At 66.1% G+C, this 18,291-nt stretch carries 13 protein-coding genes; 8 read left to right on the top strand and 5 right to left on the bottom strand.

What is annotated here, in order from left to right:
• Positions 1-263: 263 nt before the first annotated feature.
• Together CQ047_RS01430 and CQ047_RS01425 are read right to left on the bottom strand one after the other, a co-directional pair.
• The gene (locus tag CQ047_RS01430; RefSeq protein ID WP_105672499.1) at positions 264-833 is read right to left on the bottom strand and encodes a hypothetical protein; all 570 of its coding nucleotides are present in this window, start codon (positions 831-833) and stop codon (positions 264-266) included.
• Between the two features lie 143 nt (positions 834-976).
• The gene (locus CQ047_RS01425) at positions 977-2,740 is read right to left on the bottom strand and encodes a DUF4012 domain-containing protein (protein ID WP_105672498.1); all 1,764 of its coding nucleotides are present in this window, start codon (positions 2,738-2,740) and stop codon (positions 977-979) included.
• Between the two features lie 110 nt (positions 2,741-2,850).
• Here CQ047_RS01425 and CQ047_RS01420 point away from each other — a divergent pair, with 110 nt between their 5' ends.
• Together CQ047_RS01420 and CQ047_RS18775 are read left to right on the top strand one after the other, a co-directional pair.
• Positions 2,851-3,924, top strand: coding sequence for a glycosyltransferase (locus CQ047_RS01420; protein ID WP_105672497.1), 1,074 nt, complete (start codon positions 2,851-2,853; stop codon positions 3,922-3,924).
• Between the two features lie 241 nt (positions 3,925-4,165).
• Positions 4,166-6,178: a hypothetical protein gene (locus CQ047_RS18775; RefSeq protein WP_181155799.1), complete on the top strand. Its 2,013-nt coding sequence runs from the start codon at positions 4,166-4,168 to the stop codon at positions 6,176-6,178.
• 83 nt (positions 6,179-6,261) lie between these two features.
• On the opposite strand, the gene CQ047_RS01410 is transcribed toward CQ047_RS18775, so the two are convergent.
• Both CQ047_RS01410 and rfbB read right to left on the bottom strand, forming a co-directional pair.
• The gene (locus tag CQ047_RS01410) at positions 6,262-7,668 is read right to left on the bottom strand and encodes a bifunctional dTDP-4-dehydrorhamnose 3,5-epimerase family protein/NAD(P)-dependent oxidoreductase (RefSeq protein ID WP_105672615.1); all 1,407 of its coding nucleotides are present in this window, start codon (positions 7,666-7,668) and stop codon (positions 6,262-6,264) included.
• The gene (gene rfbB / locus CQ047_RS01405; RefSeq protein WP_105672496.1) at positions 7,668-8,666 is read right to left on the bottom strand and encodes a dTDP-glucose 4,6-dehydratase; all 999 of its coding nucleotides are present in this window, start codon (positions 8,664-8,666) and stop codon (positions 7,668-7,670) included. The genes CQ047_RS01410 and rfbB overlap by 1 nt, the downstream gene beginning before the upstream one ends.
• Before the next feature lie 78 nt (positions 8,667-8,744).
• On the opposite strand from rfbB, the gene rfbA reads away from it, so the two are divergent.
• From rfbA to CQ047_RS01375, 6 genes are all read left to right on the top strand, one after another.
• The gene (gene rfbA / locus CQ047_RS01400; protein ID WP_105672495.1) at positions 8,745-9,614 is read left to right on the top strand and encodes a glucose-1-phosphate thymidylyltransferase RfbA; all 870 of its coding nucleotides are present in this window, start codon (positions 8,745-8,747) and stop codon (positions 9,612-9,614) included.
• Positions 9,615-9,699: 85 nt separating this feature from the next.
• Positions 9,700-11,649 carry a rhamnan synthesis F family protein gene (locus CQ047_RS01395; protein ID WP_105672494.1) on the top strand — a complete coding sequence of 650 codons (1,950 nt, stop codon included), beginning with the start codon at positions 9,700-9,702 and terminating at the stop codon, positions 11,647-11,649.
• Positions 11,649-13,538, top strand: a complete 1,890-nt coding sequence (locus CQ047_RS01390) for a rhamnan synthesis F family protein (RefSeq protein ID WP_105672493.1) — start codon at positions 11,649-11,651, stop codon at positions 13,536-13,538. The genes CQ047_RS01395 and CQ047_RS01390 overlap by 1 nt, the downstream gene beginning before the upstream one ends.
• Positions 13,539-13,613: 75 nt before the next feature.
• Entirely contained in the window at positions 13,614-14,516 is a 903-nt protein-coding gene (locus CQ047_RS01385; RefSeq protein ID WP_258132424.1) for an ABC transporter permease, read from the top strand.
• 1 nt (position 14,517) lies between these two features.
• A complete protein-coding gene (locus CQ047_RS01380) occupies positions 14,518-15,735 on the top strand; it encodes an ABC transporter ATP-binding protein (protein ID WP_105672492.1) in 1,218 nt (405 codons plus the stop codon).
• Positions 15,732-16,598 carry a glycosyltransferase family 2 protein gene (locus CQ047_RS01375; RefSeq protein ID WP_105672491.1) on the top strand — a complete coding sequence of 289 codons (867 nt, stop codon included), beginning with the start codon at positions 15,732-15,734 and terminating at the stop codon, positions 16,596-16,598. The genes CQ047_RS01380 and CQ047_RS01375 overlap by 4 nt, the downstream gene beginning before the upstream one ends.
• 61 nt (positions 16,599-16,659) lie before the next feature.
• Here the strand turns inward: CQ047_RS01375 and CQ047_RS01370 are convergent, their stop codons facing one another.
• A complete protein-coding gene (locus CQ047_RS01370) occupies positions 16,660-18,210 on the bottom strand; it encodes a DUF2142 domain-containing protein (RefSeq protein ID WP_105672490.1) in 1,551 nt (516 codons plus the stop codon).
• Between the last annotated feature and the right edge of the window lie 81 nt (positions 18,211-18,291).

Genomic DNA, 18,291 nt, shown 5'->3' with positions numbered 1-18,291 from the left:
GACGCGCCGTGCCATCGCGCGACTCGTCGGCGACGTGACCGGAGTCGGAACCGGGGCGGCGGATGCCGAAGAACGTCCTTCGCAACGGATACCAGCGGGAGCATCGCGGTAACGCGGGCATGAAAAAGCCCACGGCCGCCACCTGAGAGTGAAGGGGGCGGTCGTGGGCCTCCGGTGAACCACCGGATTTACCAGACGACGGTGATCGGAGGGGGAGGGATCACCGTCGTCCAGTCGATCACCGCACAGGGCGGCGATCAGATCTAGGCGCTCTTGCGGCGGGAGACTCCCACGGCGACGAGCGCTCCACCTGCGACGAGAGCTGCTGCTCCGCCGCCGAGGATCCACGGCGACACGCTGCCGCCCGTCAGAGCGAGCTCCATCCCACCGGTGAGCGGAAGCTCGCTGCCGGCGGACGCGACCGTCGGATCGTGGTCGCAGCTCGCTGCGGCATCGTGCCCGTGCGAGACCGTGATGGTCGCGGTGTACGAGCGCGAGCCGGAGAACGAGACTCCGTAGGAGCCCTCGCCGTTGGACGGCGGACGGAACGTCAGGACGAGGCTGCCGTCTGCGGCAGCGGTGTTGCCCGAGACCGCCGAATCGGCGGCGTTGAGTCCGGACACCGACACGCCCACGTGCTCGGACGGCTGGAAGTAGCCGGCGCCGAAGACGATGGTCGAGACCTCGCAGATGTCGACGATCGGATCGTCGACGCTCACGCTCGGCGGCTTCGCGTACGAATCGGACGCGGCCGTTGCGGCATTGGCGGCGACCGGTGCGGTGAGCACGAGCGCGCCAACGGTAAGGCTGATGGCAGCCAGTTTCTTCAGCATGATTCTCCCCAGAAATTCACGCGGAATCGCACCCGAACACACCCCTGCATTCGACTGCGTGGGCCCTTCCTGTCCCCACGACAGGATGATAGAACCCAGATATTCCCCAGTGCAGACGACACTACATCATCTGCATGGCAATGTCACGAGGCGCAGCGCAGTTCCTCACGATGGATCGCGGGGTCCCTCACGAGCGGGGTGTGGGTCACCTCGGTGAGGCGCGCGCCCGCGCCGTCGCCCTGGAACTCGACCGTGATCGTCGTCGACTCGCCGGGTGCGAGGAGCCCCTCGTGCTGCACGGCGGACCGCGTGCCGAGGGTGGCTGTCTGCACGGGGTCCTCCTTGCCGTCGCGGTCGATGCGCGACGGTGTCGCCCCCTCGGGCCCGTAGACGGTGATCAGCGTCCTCACCGATCCTGCGGCGACGCCGTAGAAGCCGTCCGCCGTCACATAAGGAGGCAGAGCCGTCGCCGCATCCGCCGGAGCGCCGTTGGTCCACGTCACCCGCACGCGTGTGGTCGGACGCCCCTGGCACGAGCCGATCGACGTGGTGATCTCGGCATCCGTGTAGTAGTCCATCTTGCCGCCGGTGGTGTCGTTGAAGAGCACCCCGACATATGTCCCGTCGGGGCCGTCGACCGGGAGCGCCCCGCCCAGCGACGATGAGGCGAGGATCCTCTCCTCGTCCTCATGGGCGCTCCACACGCGGATCCGGCCCTGGTCGGCGGAGGTGGCGAGAGCTCCGACGAGATCCTTCGGAGCCGCTCCCGAGAGCGCCGCGCCGAACAGCGCGGTCGCGGCCTGGGCGAACACCTCGTCCTGTATGGCGGGGTCCGGCACGGCGGCGTAGATCTCGGAGAGCAGCAGGCTGACGACGTTGTCCTTGTCGGCGGTGAAGGGCCCGAACGTGATCGGACCGGTCACGGCGAGGAGGTTCTTCGTCATGACGGCGTCGACGGCGATCACCCCGTCCACCGTGGTGCCGAAGCGTCCCTGCCAGCGGGCGGCGATGAGCGGCGCGGCCTCGGTGAAGTCGGGGATGTTGGTGATGTTCTGCAGGTAGCGCCCTGGGCGATCCTCGAACAGTGCGACGGTCGACTCGCTGAGGGAGAGCGAGGCATCGAGCGCGGGGAAGTCGCGCGTCGACGCCTGCTGGCTCAGGGTGATCCTCCCGCCCTCGGCGTGCAGGAGCGCGATGGCGCCGATGATGCCTCCGGAGGAGCGGACCTCGGCGTTGTTCTGCATCGCGATCACGTAGTTTCGCGGTCCTTCACCGCCGAGCATGCTCGGCAGGAGCGCTGACGCGCCGTGCAGCGACCCCACGACGGTCGCCGCCTGCGTGACGGTGGTGCGCAGCTCGCGGACCGCGTCCGCGAGGGGAGGGAGCGTCGCGTCGGCGTCGATCTGGCGTGCCCTCGTCACGGCCGATGCGAGCGTCGCGTCGGCATCCGCGAGCGACGGCTCGATCTTGGCGAAGGGCGTCAGATCGATGGTCCCGTTCGAGAACCCCAGACTCGCGAGATCGAGATCTCCTGCCGCTTTCAGCACGGGGTTCAGCGCGTCTGTCGCGATGTCATCGGCGATCTCCGCGACGTCGCTCACCGCGGTGAAGTTGGGGCCGATCCACGGAACGAATCCGAAGGCATGCCAGACCGGGTCGGAGGTGAGGTCGTGGGCGGACCCGGCGTGGTGGGCGATGCGCTGGGAGACGGTCGCCGCCTTCTCGAGGTCGCCGTCGCCGATCGCCTTCTTCAGCTGACCGGATGAGGCGGCGACCTGCTGCAGGTCGTTCACGGCCCCGATTCCCCGTACGGTCACCCAGCCGACGGCCAGGAGGAGGAGGGTCACGAGAACGCCGATGGTCCAACGGAGCCACCGGCGACGTACCGGAAGACGCCCGTCGCTCATGCGAGCATTCAAGCACGAAGGCGCCTGTGCGCGTGAGCGGATGCCGGGAATCGGCGGCCATGCGGGCCGGGCTCCCAGGTTCCCGGCGGCACCGCGATTACCCTGGGGGCATGGGTGCTCGGCTGCGTGTGGTTCTGGATCAGCTCGTGCACGTCGCCGATGCCGACCACGCCGCCGCCGCGCTCGATCTCGCGGCCGGTCTGGTCGAGACCGCGCCCTCCGGGTGCGGGGTGGAGGCGATCGTGCCGTCGGGATCGACCGTGTCCATCGCCGGCATGGCCGACGTGCGCACGCTCGGCCTCGCGCGCCGCGAACTCGCGGCGTCGTGGCAGATGGGACTCGCGCCCGGCGTCGGCGGAGGCCTCATCCACTCGGCATCCCTCATGGCTCCGCTCGTCCGGCACGATCGCGTGCACGACAACGACCAGACCACGGTGACGCTGTGGGACCTGCGTGCCTGGGCGGCGCCCGAGACGCTGTCGAAGTCGACGGTCGTCTGGCAGCGGGGGATGCTGCGGAGAGCCGTGAAGCACGCGGACGCCGTCGTCGTCCCCTCGCACGCGGTCGCCGAGCGGCTCGCGGCGCTCAGCAAGCTCGGTGATCGCATCAGGGTCATCCCCGGAGCCGCCCCACGGGCGCTCGTCGTCCCGCTCGATGCGTCGGCACGGCGCGCAGCGCTCTCGCTCCCCGCTCGGTACATCGTGCTCACGGGGACGGCCTCGTCGCTGACGGCGGGGTTCGCCGCGGCGGCCGCCGTCGATGCGGACGCCGTGGTGCTCGACGCGCCAGAGGGTTCAGAGCCGCGTCTCGCGGAGCTGGCTGCTGCGGCAGGACTGCCAGAGTCCCGCGCGCACATCCGCGGAGCGCTCCCGGTCGAGGACCGAGCCGCGATCTTCGCGGGTGCCGCTGCCTTCGTCGCGACCGCCGATGAGACCGCCTGGCCGTGGCGCGTCGTCGAGGCGATGACGCTCGGCGTGCCCGTCATCGCCGTGGCCAGCGGCGTGCACCGCGACGTGATCGCAGACGGGGGAGCTGTCGTGGACGAGTCGGAGATCCCGGATGCCGTCGCAGATGCACTCGGCTCGGGTGCGAGGCGGCTCAGCGTGCTCGGCGCCGACCGATCCCGATCCTTCTCCTGGGCGGGTTCGGCCGAGCGTGTGTGGGGACTGCACGCTGATCTCTGAGGGCCGCTGTTCCGCGTGATCATGCGTGTCAGATGCCCTTTCCTGGGAATCTTCCGTCAGACTTGAGCGCATGACTGGACAGGCCCCGCGTCCGCATCGCTTCTTCGTGCCCCGACGAACCATGGCGAGTCTCATCGCCGTCGCCGCTCTCGTGCTCGGAGTGCTCGTCCCCACGGGGGCCGCGATCGCAGCGCCATCCGCTTCCGTCCCGACGACAGGGGCGCTGTCGGGTATCAAGCCGATGACTCTCGACGGGTTCGATCCGGGCAACCTGATCAGCGATGCCGTGTTCACCGACAAGAACACGATGACCGAAGCGCAGATCCAGTCGTTCTTCAACAGCAAGGTCAGCCGCTGTCTCGGGGGGACGGATGAGAAGGGCAGACCGATCGTCTGCCTGAAGGACTTCTCGATCACCTCGGCCAGTCGGCCTGCCGATACGTACTGCAACGGGTACACCGGCGCCGCGAACGAGAGCGCTGCGCGGATCATCTACCGGGTCGCTCAGTCGTGCGGGATCAACCCCCAGGTGCTGATCGTCATGCTTCAGAAAGAGCAGGGTCTCGTGACGCACACCTGGCCCAGCGCGTGGCGATACGATATCGCGCTCGGTCAGGGCTGCCCCGATGACGCCTCCTGCAATCCGGCGTACGTCGGTTTCTTCTATCAGATCTACGGCGCTGCGCGGCAGATGAAGATCTACATGGAGGGCCGCTACTTCACCTACTACGCGCCCGGCAGGACCTGGAACATCCTCTACCACCCCACGGCGTCCCGCAACTGCGGCAGCGCGCCCGTCTACGTCGCGAACAAGGCGACCTCGGCGCTCTACTATTACACGCCGTACCAGCCCAACGCCGCTGCTCTTCGTGCAGGATACGGAGAGGGCGACTACTGCTCGTCTTACGGCAACAGGAACTTCTACAACTACTTCACGGACTGGTTCGGATCGGCTCAGGGGGCGGCCAACAATCCTTTCGGAAACATCGAGCTCGTGAAGGCGGCGCCCGGTCAGTTCCAGGTATCCGGCTGGGCCATCGACCCGAACACCGCAGATCCGATCGCCGTCCATGTGTACGTCGCATCGGTGGGCACAGCTGTCACCGCGAATGTGCCGCGCGCGGATGTCGGCGCGGCCTATCCCGGATCAGGGAACAACCACGGTTTCTCCGCGACCGTGCCGGCGATCGGCTCGGGAGTCGTCAGCGTGTGCATATACGCGATCAACAGCGGCGCAGGCGCCAACGTCCTCTTGGGCTGCCGTGACGTCGAATCGAAGAGCGGGCTGCCGGTCGGCTCCATGACCGCGAAGGCGGTGGAGGGAGGCATCCGCGTGACCGGATGGGCTCTCGATCCCGACCTGATCGACCCGTCAACAGTTCACGTGTACGTAGACAACGCCGGCACCGCAGTGACAGCTGACAAGGTGAGTGGTGACATTCCTCCGGCCTATGCCGAGTACGGCACCAAGCATGGCTTCGATACGACGATCTCCGCGCCGCCCGGTTCGCGCAACGTCTGCGTGTACGGGATCAACGTCGGCCCCGGCGTGAACACCGCGATCGGATGCACGACTGTACAGGTCACGGCGCCGGTGATCTCGGAGAAGGGTCGTGCGCCGGTGGGGGCGTTCGAGTCGGTGTCGGTGTCGGGGAATGTGGCGTCTGTGTCGGGGTGGGCTTTGGATCCTGATACGGCGTCGTCGATCAAGGTGCATCTGTATGTGGGGTCGTCGGGTACGGAGTACACGGCGGACAAGGTTCGTGCGGATGTCGGGTCGGCGAATCCGGGTTATGGGGATCGTCATGGTTTCGCGGAGTCGGTGACGTTGCCGGTGGGTACGTCGTCGATCTGTGCGTATGGGATCAATACGGGTGCGGGCGGGCATACTCTGCTCGGTTGCAAGAGCGCGACGGTCACGGCGCCGGCGTCTGATCCCGGGCGCGCGCCGTTCGGGAACTTCGAGGCAGCCGTCGCGACTCCGGGGACCATCACCGTCGGCGGGTGGGCGATCGACCCGGACACCTCTGACTCGATCTCCGTTCACATCTACGTCGGAGCGGTCGGGCTCGCCTACTGGGCGGACAAAGAGCGCGCAGACGTGGGCGCCGCGTACCCCGCGTACGGAACACGCCACGGCTTCGCCCAGCAGATCACGGTGGCGCCGGGCACCTACTCGGTGTGCGCCTACGGCATAAACAACGGAGCCGGAGGACACACCCTACTCGGGTGCCGGACGGTAGCCGTGGGATAGTCGGCGCGCTCGTCGGTTCCGTCGATCCGACCGCGGGGACCGCGGCCACAGGCCGGAGGCGCATACCTCGAGCCGTCGAGAGATCAGGCCAGGTACGCTCTGAGCTGCGTGAGCAGGTCGGACGGAGCGAATCCCGTGGCGATCAGTTTGGAAAGGTCCAGGGTGCTGTTCGCGGGGCGGGGTGCGACCGGGCCGGATGCCGTCGAGAAGTACTCTTCCGTGGAGACCCCGGTGACGCGTCTCGGATCGTGACCGGAGAGCTCGAAGACCCGTGCGGCGATCTCGGCCCAGCTCTGGGGTTCTCCGGACGAGCTGACGTTGTAGATCCCGAAGGGGACACCTGACGCTCCCACGTGCCGGATCGCACGCACGATGTCATCAGTGAACGTCAGTCGGCCCAGTTGATCGTCGACGACTTTGGGGTCGACTCCGCGTTGTGCAAGTGCGGCCATTGTCCGCACGAAGTTCTTGCCCTCGCCGATCACCCAGGAGGTGCGGAGGATGTAGTGACGGGGGACGGCACCCACGATCGCATCGCCCGCGGCCTTGGTCTGTCCGTAGACGCCGAGAGGGCGCACGGCATCCTCTTCCGTGTATGCACCGTCCTTCGAGCCGTCGAAGACGTAGTCGCTCGAGATGTGAACGAGGGTGATGCCGTGCTCCGTCGCGACACGGGCGAGAGCGGCGACCCCGGTGACGTTCGAGGCCCAGGCCTCTGCGCGCCCGTCTGGAGTCTCCGCGAGATCCACGGCAGTGTATGCCGCGGCATTGATGATCGTGTCATAGTCGCGCCAACGTCGAGAGGAGACGAAATCGGGATCGGCCAGATCGATGGAGTCGCGTGTCGCGTACTCGTAGCGAGGGGAGTCTCCGAAGGCCTCGCGCAGCGCGAGGCCGAGCTGGCCGTTCGCTCCGATGATGAGGGTCTTCTTCGGAGCGATCGGGGTCACGTCGGCCAGGCGCGGGTGCGCGAGATCCTTCGCGGATATCTCCACCTCGGAAAGGGGGATCGGCCACTGGATGTCGACGGTCTCATCAGCGAGATTGAGGAAGGAGTACTCGGCATCCGCCGACCAGTGGTCGTTCACGAGGTAGGCGTACGCCGTGTCGGACTCGAGGGTCTGGTACGAGTTGCCGACGCCTCTGGGAACGAAGATCGCCCGAGACGGGTCGATCTCGGCCGTGAACACCGCGCCGAACGTCGGTCCTTCACGGAGATCGACCCAGGCGCCGAAGATGCGACCGGTCGCGACCGACACCCACTTGTCCCACGGTTCCGCATGGATGCCGCGAGTGGTGCCGACCTCGTCGTTGAACGAGATGTTGTTCTGCACGGGGCGGAAGTCGGGGAGGCCTGCGGCGATCATCTTCTCGCGCTGCCAGTTCTCCTTGAACCAGCCGCGGGAGTCGCCGTGGACGGGGAGCTCGGCGATGAGCAGACCGGGGATCGCGGTCTCCGTGAACGAGAGCGCCTTGCCGAACTCGGTCATCACTGGCCCTTGGAGGCGTAGAACGATTCGGTCGCATCCTTCGACGGGGCCCACCAGGCCTCGTTGTCGCGGTACCAGGCGATGGTCGACGCGAGACCGGACTCGAAGTCGCCGAACGTCGGCGTCCAGCCGAGCTCCGTGCGCAGCTTGGTGGAGTCGATCGCGTAGCGGAGGTCGTGGCCTGCGCGATCCGTGACGTGGTCATAGGCGTCGGCCGGCTGCCCCATCTCGGTGAGGATGAGCTCGACGACGGACTTGTTGTCCTTCTCTCCGTCGGCGCCGATCAGATACGTCTCGCCGATCTCACCCTTGTCGAGGATGGTCAGCACAGCGGAGGAGTGGTCGTCCGCGTGGATCCAGTCGCGGACGTTGAGCCCTGCGCCGTACAGCTTGGGGCGGATGCCGCGGATCACGTTGGTGATCTGACGCGGGATGAACTTCTCGACGTGCTGGTAGGGCCCGTAATTGTTGGAGCAGTTCGAGATCGTCGCTCGCACGCCGAAGGAGCGGACCCACGCCCGAACGAGGAGGTCGCTGCCCGCCTTGGTCGACGAGTACGGGGAGGAGGGGTTGTACGGGGTCGACTCGGTGAACCGCTCGGGGTCGTCGAGCTCGAGATCGCCGTAGACCTCATCGGTCGAGATGTGATGGAAGCGACGATCATGACGACGTGCAGCCTCCAGCAGCGTGTACGTGCCGATGATGTTCGTGTCGAGGAACGGCCTCGGGTCGTGCAGCGAGTTGTCGTTGTGCGACTCCGCTGCATAGTGCACGACCGCATCGACGTCGGCGAACAGGCCGTCGACCAGCTCGGCGTCGGCGATGTCGCCCTCGACGAATCGCAGGCGGTCGGATGGAAGGCCGTCGAGGGACGCGCGGTTGCCCGCGTAGGTCAGCTTGTCGAGGACAGTGACGTGTGCGTCGGTGTTCGCGATCACGTGGTGCACGAAGTTCGAGCCGATGAATCCGGCGCCGCCGGTGACGAGCAGTTTCTGCATGGCATCCAGCGTAGTGGGAGCCCGTCGCGAGACTCGGGGCGTTTGTTCAGGTGAAGCCGATCAGGGAGACTAGTCGGTATGCGTGGCATCATTCTCGCCGGCGGCACAGGCTCCCGGTTGCACCCGATCACCCTCGGCGTCTCCAAGCAGCTGGTCCCGGTCTATGACAAGCCGATGATCTACTACCCCCTGTCGACGCTCATCCTCGCGGGCATCCGCGACATCCTGATGATCACGACGCCGCATGACGCGGAGTCGTTCCAGCGGCTGCTCGGCGACGGATCGAAGTTCGGCGTCTCGATCACGTACAAGACGCAGCCCTCTCCCGACGGCCTTGCGCAGGCGTTCATCCTCGGCGAGGAGCACATCGGCTCCGACTCCGCTGCGCTCGTCCTCGGCGACAACATCTTCTACGGTCAGGGCATGGGCACCCAGCTCCGCCAGTACACAGAGCTCGATGGCGGTGTGGTCTTCGGCTACTGGGTCGATGACGCGACGGCCTACGGCGTCGTGGAGTTCGACAAGGCGGGCAAGGTCGTCTCCCTCGAGGAGAAGCCGGCGCAGCCGAAGAGCAACTACGCGGTCCCGGGTCTCTATTTCTACGACAACGATGTGATCGAGATCGCGAAGAACCTCAAGCCGTCGCCTCGCGGCGAGCTGGAGATCACCGATGTCAACCGCGAGTACCTGGAGCGCGGAAAGCTCAAGGTGCAGCTCCTCACGCGCGGCACGGCGTGGCTCGACACCGGGACATTCGACTCACTCGCCGAGGCGACCGACTTCATCCGCACGGTGGAGAAGCGTCAGGGACTGTCCATCGGCTGCCCCGAGGAAGTGGCGTGGCGCATGGGCTTCCTCACCGACGACGAGCTGCGCGAGCGCGCTGAGCCGTTGCGCAAGAGCGGGTACGGGGAGTACCTGCTCAAGGCACTCGCTCAGGGACGCTGACTAGGCTCGATGGGTTCGCAGCGCATGGCGCGGGGCGAGCGTTTGTGAGTCGGCCCCGGTTCGCCGGGACTTGTGAAGGGACCAGATGACGACGCCGGGGCAGAAGCCAGCACGATTCCCTGACGGAGGCAAGCGCCTCGTGATCTACGTCGTCTACGACCGCCGCGGTGGGGTCGAGGAGTTCGTGAGGTACGCGCTGCAGGGGTTGCGTGACGACGCGGCTCACATCCTCGCCGTCGTCAACGGATCACTCGACACGGCTGGCAGGGCGTTGCTGGAGACCGTCACCGACGAGATCCTGGTGCGGTCCAACGACGGCTTCGACATCTGGGCGCACAAGGACGCGCTCGATCACGTGGGCGACCGTATCGCCGAGTTCGACGAGGTGCTTCTCACGAACGACACGTGGTTCGGACCTGTGCGACCGTACGCTCCTGTCTTCGAGCGGATGGGGGAGCAGGAGGTGCACTTCTGGGGCATGACCGACCACGACTGGGAGCCCCTCAACAAGTTCACCAATGAGGGTGAGCTCCCGTATCACCTGCAGTCCTTCTGGATCGCGGTCCGGAAGGAGATGTTCCTCTCGCCCGAATGGGGTGCGTACTGGCGCGACCTGCCCGAGATGCCCTCGTACTTCGACGCCGTGCTCAAGCACGAGATCCAATTCACGAAGCATTTCGCGGATCAGGGTTACTCGCACTCCGTGGCGTTCGCGTCGGCCGACTATCCCACCGAGCATCCGGCGCTCTTCAACGCCGATCTCCTGCTCGCCGACGGGTGCCCGCTCATCAAGAGGCGACCGTTCTTCCACTATCCGCCCTTCCTCGACAGGCACGCGGTGATCGGGCGACGCACGATCGCCGAGATCACGAAGTACGGGTACCCGATCGAGCTGATGTGGAGCAACCTCGCACGGAACGTGCAGCCCAAGACGCTCAACACGGATGCGGGCATGCTCGAAGTGCTCCCGGATGCCGACACAGGCTATGACCGTTCGGCGCCTTTCCGGCTCGCTGTCATCGCCCACTGCGCCGATCCGCGGACGGTCGACCACCTGCTGAACAGGCTCGTCCACATCCCCGTCGGCTTCGACCTCGTCGTCACGACGGTGGAGGAGGGCGCCGCCGTCAAGATCCGCGACGCGCTCTCCGGGCGCGAGATCCCTGGAATGGCCGAGGTCGAGGTCCGCGTGGTGCCCTCGAAGCGCGGGAGGGACATGAGCGCATTCTTCATCGCCTGCCGCGATGTCCTGACCTCGGGCGCCTACGACCTCGTCGTGAAGATCCATACGCGAGCACCCAGCAAGCGCGGGGCCAACATCGCGCGGTACTTCCGTCGCTACCAGCTCGAGAATCTGATCTCCTCGCCCGGCCAGTTCGCCGCGCTCCTGGCGCTGTTCCAGCGCGAACAGGGGCTCGGCGCCGTGTTCTCGCCCATGATGCACATCGGCTACTCGCTCGCCGGGCGCGGCTGGGGGCACTACCGAGATCGTGCCGAGGAGATGTGCGAACGCCTCGGCATCCGTGTCCCGTTGGATGGAGCGACGCCGCTCGCTCCGCTCGGCGGAATGTGGATCGGACGTCCGGAGGCGCTGAAGATCCTCATCGATGACGAGCAGGACTACCGCTCATACGAGGTTCCGAAGAACGGAAAGCGCGAGGGAGCCGACCTGGCGAGAGTCCAGGAGCGCATGGTGACGCTCGCGATGGGTGAGCTGGGGTATCACGTTCGCACCGTGATGAACCAGGAGCACGCAGGCATCGCCTACGCGAATCTCGCATACAAGCTCGATCAGCTCTCGATCACACCGCCGGGTTATCCGCTCGAGCAGATCCAGTGGCTGCACCGAGCAGGGTGGGCGGGAGCCGGCGGGATCGTCGCTATGACGCGCATGTACGTGCGGCTGAACCACCCGAAGACTGCGGCGACGCTCGCGCCTGTCGCGCGTCCCTTCGTCAGCGTCGCCCGTAGAGGCATGCATCTGGTCCGGACCGTGCTGCGTCGAGGGCGCGCCGTCGAAGGGGAGGCGCTGTGATGGCGACCGGAACGCCGCAGGCGCTCACGAAGGACAGCCGGAGAGCGGTCGTGTACGTCGTCTTCGATCGTCGTGGAATGATCGAGGAGTACGTCGAGTACGCCCTGCGGGAGATGCGCGGAGACGCCGAGCACATCCTCGCCGTCGTCAACGGCGCCCTCACGGAGGAAGGTCGTGCACGTCTCGAGGCGGTCACGGATGAGATCCTCGTGCGTCCCAACGAGGGGTTCGACATCTGGGGCCACAAGGCGGGGCTCGATCACCTCGGCGAGCGGCTCGCCGACTTCGACGAGGTCGTGCTGACCAACGACACGTGGTTCGGTCCCGTGCGCCCGTACGGCGCGGTCTTCGAGCGGATGGGCGCCCAGGAGCTCGACTTCTGGGGTATGACCGACAACGTTCGCATGAAGGATCCGTCGACGGGAACCGGTCGGGTCCCCGATCATCTGCAGTCCTTCTGGATCGCGGTGCGTCGAAACATGTTCCTCTCCGAGGCCTGGCGCGACTACTGGCGGGATCTGCCGCCCATGGCCGGCTACTTCGATGCGGTACTGAACCATGAGGTGACGTTCACGCAGCGATTCACGGAGGCAGGCTTCTCCTCTGCCGCCGCGTTCCCCGCAGCGAACTATCCGTCCAAGCATCCTGCTCTCTTCAACCCCGATCTGCTGATCGCCGATGGATGTCCGCTGGTCAAGCGGCGACCCTTCTTCCACTGGCCGCCCTACATGGACCGGCATGCCGTCATCGGACGATGGATCGCCGAGGACATGGCGTCGCACGGGTACCCGATCGAGCACCTCTACGCGAATCTCGCCCGCAACGTCGCGCCGAAGGACCTCAACGTCGATCTCGGTCTCAACGATGTCCTCGGCGACGTCGACGTCTCGTACGATCCGACGGCGCCGCTGCGAGTGGTCGCGATCCTGCACATCTTCTACGTCGACATGACCGACGAGATGCTCGATCGCGTCGACACGCTGCCCGTCTCCTACGATCTCGTCGTCACGACGCAGGACGAGGAGCGGGCCGCGGCGATCCGCGAGATCATCGATGCTCGTCCTCGTGACGGGCGTTCGGTCGACGTGCGCGTCGTCGCCTCGAACGACGGCCGCGATCAGAGCGCATTCCTCGTCGGATGCCGTGACGTCCTGCTCGACGGCGGGTACGACCTCGTCGTGAAGCTGCATTCCAAGAAGACGCCCCAGGACGGCTTCAACGTCGGCCGCGCGTTCAAGGATCAGCAGTTCATGAATCTGCTGTCCAGCCCGGGGTACACGGCGAACGTGCTCGCGCTCTTCCAGAGGGAGCCGGGGCTCGGGATCGTCTACCCGCCGATGGTGCACATCGGATACCCCACGATGGGGCGCGCATGGTGGGCGAACAAGCCCGGCTTCGAGAAGCTCGCCGCGCAGATGGGGATCATGGTCCCTCTCGACGACATCTCCCCGCTCGCCCCGTACGGGTCGATGTTCATCGCCCGTCCCGAGGCACTGCGACTGCTCGTCGAGCAGCCGTGGTCCTACAGCGACTTCGGCGGTGCGGAGGCGTACCAGGACGGTGGACTCGCGCACGTGCTCGAACGTGTACCGAGCTACGCGGCAGCCGAGCTCGGCTACCACACACGCACGATCATGGATGCGGAGTACGCCGCGGTCAGCTACACGACCCTGGACTTCAACTTCGATGAGATGTCGGCGACGGTGCCAGGTCGCACCCACGAGCAGATCGCCTTCCTCCGGGGCATCGGCCACGTGGGGGAGGGCAAGCTCCGCGACTTCATCCGGATGTACATGCGACGCAACCACCCCGGCGCGGGCAATCGTCTCAGGGCGCTCCGCGTGCGTGTGAGCTCCGGCATCCGTCGACGACTCCCGAGACGACGCTGAGCCGTCATTGACGGCCCGCGGCCGTCGCCGAAGATAGGCTGAGTCGACCCGAACCCCCCGTAAAGGACTACCCCAGTGGATAGATTCACTCGGCTTGCCGCCGAGCCGTTCACCACCATCGACTCGCGCGGCATGCGCGACGGCGGTCGTGGAGGCAAGCTCGGCGAGCTGTATCGTCGTCGAGAACTGCTGATGATGCTGATCCGGCGTGATCTCCAAGCGCGCTATCGGGACAGCTTCCTGGGGTTCCTGTGGACGGTGATCAGACCGCTCATGCAGTTCCTGGTCTACTACTTCGTGCTCGGCCAGATCCTGGGCGCGGCGAGGGGGATCGACAACTTCGCGATCTACCTCTTCGCCGGCTTCACGCTCTACACCTTCTTCGCCGACGTGATCTTCGGCTCGACCGGTTCGATCATCGGCAACGCGGGGTTGGTGAAGAAGATCTACCTTCCGCGAGAGATCTTCCCGCTGGGGAGCATCGGCGCAGCCGCCTTCATGTTCCTCGTCCAGCTGGGGGTGCTGCTCGTCGCGGCCGTCATCCTCAATGCGCTGCCCGCTCCGGTCCAGATGCTGTGGTTCTTCCCGGCTCTCGGCATGGTGCTGATCTGGGGGGTCGCGCTCGGACTCCTGCTCGCGGCGCTGAACGTCTATCTGCGCGACATCCAGTACCTCACCGAGGTCGTCATGATGCTCGCCATGTGGGCTTCTCCCATCGTCTACTCCTGGAAGATGGTGCAGGACGTGGTCGCGACGTACTCGCTGCCCGATTGGATTCTCCAGGTCTACCTGGCGAATCCGCTCACCATCGGGGTGATGGGATTCCACCGCGCGTTCTGGGGCTCAGGAACCGACGCCGACTATCCGCCGAACCTCGGCCTCCGCATGCTGGTGATGTGTGTCATCGGCGCCGTCTTCCTCTGGTTCGCGCATCGGTCGTTCACCCGCATGCAGGGCAACTTCGCGCAGGAGCTGTGACATGACGATCGACAACACCGACCTCGAGACGCGACCGGACATCATCCGGCTGAACGGCGTCAGCAAGCATTTCACGGTCCGCAAGGACAACAGTCTCAAGGACCGCATCGTCCATTTCGGACGGCTGGGCAAGGCCTACCGCGAGGAGTTCACCGCGGTGGATGAGCTCTCCCTGAGCATCGAGGCGGGAACGACCGTCGGGCTCCTCGGCCAGAACGGGTCGGGGAAGAGCACCCTCCTCAAGCTCATCGGAGGCATCGTCGCCCCCTCAACGGGAACCGTGCAGAGCCGCGGCCGTGTCGCTGCTCTGCTCGAGCTCGGCGCCGGCTTCCACCCCGATCTCTCCGGCCGGGAGAACGTCTACCTCAACGGCGCGATCCTCGGACTGAGCCGAGAGCAGATCGACGCGCGGTTCGATGAGATCCTCGAGTTCAGCGGCATCGGCGAGTTCATCGACACGGCCGTCAAGTTCTACTCCTCTGGCATGTACGTGCGCCTGGCCTTCGCGGTGGCCGTGCACACCGACCCTGACGTGCTCCTCGTCGACGAGGTCCTGGCGGTTGGCGACGAGGCCTTCCAGCGCAAGTGCATGGACCGCATCCACCAGTTCCGCAACGAGGGGCGCACGATCATCCTCGTGAGCCACTCGGCGCAGCAGGTGCAGGAGCTGTGCGACCGGGGAATCCTTCTCCACCACGGGAAGCTGGTGTTCGACGGCGACATCAACGGAGCCGTCGACGGGCTCCGTGACGTGCTCGCGGATCGCGAGGTCGGAGAAGCGCCCTCGGAGGAGACGATCCACCCGATCCAGGTGAAGGGCATCGAACTCCTCGACGACGAGGGAGAGCAGATCAAGGAGATCGGCAGCGGCTCGCCGTTCACGATCAGGGTGCACGTCGACTCTCTGCGTCCGATCGAGCGCTGGGAGATCGGTTTCAGCATGGACACCCCGCTCGGGCAGATGGTCATGGCGTCGAACACCGAGATCCTGGGGGTCCGCCTCGACCCGATCACCGGGCGCACGCGTGTCGATCTGCGAATCGCAGAGGCCAGCTTCGGGCCCGGGGACTACTTCGTCAACGCGAACGCCGCAGGGGTGAGCGAGCCGAGCAGCCATGGGCTGATGAGGGGCGCCGTGCTCCGCGTCCGCACCGACAACACGACCATGGGCACCGTCTCCGCGGAGATCACCGTCAGCGGCGGCGCGGAGGCGGCATGATCGGGGACACGGCGGGGGTGGTCCTCGCCTTTCGTCCCGATTCGAGCATCCTGTCGAACATCGCCCGCCTGCGGGAGCAGGTCGGGCGCGTGTATGTCGTGAACAACTCTCCCGACGACGAAGGCACGGCGCAGGTTCTCGACGCGCTTTCGTCTGACAGCGGCGTCGTCGTGATCGACCAGGTGAAGAACGTCGGCGTCGCGGCCGGGTTCAACGCCGGCATGCGTCGTGCGCTGGCTGACGACTTCGAGTACGTGTGGATCTTCGACCAGGACAGCACCGTCGCCGACGGGATGCTGAAGCAGTTGAAGAGGGCGTTCTCGGAATGGGATTCTCCTGTCGCGATGGCAGGACCCGCACTGCGTGCGGAGGAGACGGGATTCCTCTATGACGCCGATCGTGGAGAGGGCATCGGCGAGCTCCAGACGCTCATCTCTTCCGGAGCGTTGTTCTCCCGTGAGGCTCTGGAGAAGATCGGTCTCCATGACGAGCGACTCTTCATCGACTATGTGGACCACGACATCTCGCTCAGGGCCAGGGCCGCGGGCTTCGCGGTCGTGAAGGTGTTCGACACGGTGCTCGACCACCGCTTCGGCGCCTCCACTCCGGCGACCTTCTTCGGGCGCCGCGTCTACCTGTCGAACTATTCGCCGATGCGGCAGTACTACATGACGCGAAACAGAGTGATCATGATCCGTCGCTATGGCATCGGGCGCTGGTTCTGGGAGGACGCCGCCTACGCGTCGAAGTCGTGGATCAAGGTGCTCCTGTGTGAGCGCGACCGGGGGAGCAAGATCGGAGCGGCGGTTCGCGGAGCGATCGACGGCATCCGATTCCGGTCCGTCCGCAGCACAGTCCACTGAGCAGGAGCATCTGCATCGCTGTGTGATCGGCACCGACCGCTCCCGGTGCCGATCACATCAGTCAGCTTCGTGCGTCAGGCGCGACAGTAGGGGCGGGACTGACGCCACCGGATGCCTCTGAAACGAGCGGCGCCGCGCCGGTCTCAGGCGCCTCCGTGGTGGTCGGGCGCGGTCTTCTCAGCGAAACTCCGAGCGCGAAGAACATGGCGACGAAGGCGATCCCGCCGATGATGACGATCGCCCCCGGACTCGGAGCGAGCGACCACCACCACTCAGCGCGTACACCGGGATCGATGGAGATGTCGTCGAGACCCTTGGTGTAGCGGTTCACATTCGTGTGCAGGGCGACGAGCGCGGCCGCCGAGAGCGCAGCACCGGCGAAGATGACACGGGAGCCGGACCAGGAGCGTGTGGCCTTCGTGGTCAGCGAAGCGACGCCCAGGGCGATCACCATGAGCGGGAGGATGTATCGAGGCTGAACCTCCGCCCCGACGATCGCCCGTGACTGCGCGAGCAGAACGAACGGGACGCCCCACATGGCTGCAACCGTGAGGACGACGGCAAGAGCGTGCCTCCGAGTGAGGCGGTGGATCCCGATGCCGAACGCGGCGAAGAACACGGCGGAGGCGAGGATGGACACCATCGAGGGCATGGGCGTGTCGAGCCATCCGAGGTACCAGCCGCCGAGCGCACCGGTCCACAGCGACGGGATGTTCAACAGGTTACTGAGGTGCTCGTCGGTCGTGAGCGGCGGATTGGCCGTAGGCAACCCGTTGACGAGCGCGCCGCCCTGCTTGGCGCCCAGATAGAAGCCGACTCCGGCGATGAGGATGATGCCGGATGCGATCGCCGGCATGAGGAGTCGCTTGCCGCGCCGAACGCCGAGGATCGCCGCGAGCACGAGGCCGAACACCGCGAAGATGCCCGCATCGGCCCTGGCTCCAGCGCCGATCACCCCTCCGACGACCGCGAGTGACGAGAGCACGAACTGACGTCTCCCCGTCGTCTGGGTTGCTCCGTACAGACAGATCCAGACGGTGGTGGCGGAGAGCAACGCCCACGATGACGGATTCGTGGAGGGGATGATGAACAAGCCCAGTGGGACGAGTGTGCCGAGTGCCGAGACGACCAGCGCAGGTCTGATGCGGCGAGGGAGCGCGACGAACACCGCCGTCAGCATGCCGACGTAGAGCGCGGCGTTGAAGAGCCGCATCACGATGACCGAGGTCTGCACATCGGGGCTCGCGAACACGGACAGAGTCCCATAGAAGAGCGGCGGGTAGAGCGGGGCGGTGTTGAGCCGCTTCGCTCGGTCCATTCCAGTGGCCTCCGCGTCCCAGCACCGGGCGCTCTTGTCCGCTTCGAACGCGTAGCAACTGGCGTCTGTCAGCGCTTCCGGGACCAGCCGGGTCTCGGGATTGCCGGTGGGCTGGCACAGCCCTTCGCGTTCACCCAAGCCGCACCAGATCGACGGAAGATGGAAATCGTCGTCGGGGCTCGCCCCGGCCGGCGAAGCGAACGCCCAGGCCGCGAGCGCGATGAAGAGCAGAATCGGGACCGCGATCAGCCAGGAGCGACGAGGGCGTTCGAGCGAAAGATGCACGGTTTGCATCGTACCTTGGTGCGGCGTGCCGTTTGCGCCGCGACTTCGCAGGGTAGACTCAGTCGTTGTGAATGCTCCCGATCAGCACGC

This window comes from Microbacterium sp. MYb72 (assembly GCF_002979415.1).
In the GTDB taxonomy this organism is placed as follows: Bacteria; Actinomycetota; Actinomycetes; order Actinomycetales; family Microbacteriaceae; genus Microbacterium; species Microbacterium natoriense.
The sequence above is the reverse complement of the archived record's forward strand: the minus strand, read 5'-3'. Positions and strand labels throughout refer to the sequence as shown.